1 protein-coding gene is annotated in these 639 nt (G+C 73.9%); it reads left to right on the forward strand.

Features of this window, described 5'->3' with window-relative positions; genetic code table 11:
• Positions 1-630: SDR family NAD(P)-dependent oxidoreductase (locus AOK09_RS36865; RefSeq protein ID WP_055591507.1), on the forward strand; the 630-nt coding region annotated here is incomplete at its 5' end.
• Positions 631-639 lie beyond the last annotated feature (9 nt).

The raw sequence follows: 639 nt of genomic DNA on the forward strand, positions 1-639 counted from the left end.
GCCGGGCGGGACCGCCTGGTGCCGCTGCGGATGGACATCAACAAGCCGGACTCCGTGGAGGAGGGCGTCGCCGAGGTGCTGCGGAGGCTGGGGCGTATCGACGGCCTGGTCCACAGCGCAGGCGACGGTCCGATGGCCCCGTTGCTGGAGACCACCGAGGACATGTGGTGGACGACGCTGAACGCCAAGCTGCTGGGTGCCGTCCGGCTCTGCCGGGCGGCGGGGCGGGTGATGGCGGAGCGCGGCGGGGGAGCCGTGGTGCTGGTCGGGGGTACGTTCCGCAAGGAGCCCGATCCGCTCTTCCCGGTCAACGGGACGGTCAACGCCGCCCTGGCGGCCTTCGCCAAGGCGGTCTCCAAGGACCTCGGGCGTTCCGGGGTGAGGGTGAACCTGGTCGATCCGGGTGTCACCGACACCCCGCTCTGGGCGCAGACCGCCAAGGAGCTGGCCGACCGCGCCGGCAGTGACCCGGAGAGCGTCAACGGCGCCATCGCGGAGGGCACCCCGCTGGGCAGGCTGACCCAGCCCGAGGACGTCGCCGAGCTGGTGCGCTTCCTGCTCTCGCCCGCCGCCCGGCAGCTCACCGGGGCCGCCGTCCCGCTCGACGGCGGTGCCTCCGCGGCGGTCTGACGCCGCAGT

Source organism: Peterkaempfera griseoplana, from assembly GCF_001418575.1.
Classification (GTDB): domain Bacteria; phylum Actinomycetota; class Actinomycetes; order Streptomycetales; family Streptomycetaceae; genus Peterkaempfera; species Peterkaempfera griseoplana.